The organism is Chryseobacterium sp. 14P4.3.2 (assembly GCF_057799275.1).
Genome location: NZ_JBYOKO010000113.1, coordinates 1 through 214 on the forward strand (window position 1 = coordinate 1; position 214 = coordinate 214).

1 protein-coding gene is annotated in these 214 nt (G+C 36.9%); it reads left to right on the plus strand.

Going from position 1 to position 214, the window contains the following annotated elements:
- On the plus strand, positions 1-214 hold a 214-nt coding region (locus AC27VX_RS23970), incomplete at both ends, for a hypothetical protein (protein WP_488698505.1).

The window sequence follows — 214 nt, forward strand, 5'->3', positions numbered from 1 at the left end:
TTAATTTTTCTGGTTTTGGAACAGATGATTGGATCAGAGGACTTGATGGAAAGTGGAGATATGAAGCTGGTATTACTACTTTAGAAAAGGCAATGCGAATGGCAGGTATAACCGGTTTTGCTAAAAATGGAACAATATTCTCAAATGTAAGTGTAGATGGAGGAAGTATCTCGGCTTATGCACAACTAAATGAAGGAGGTAGTATAACAAAGCT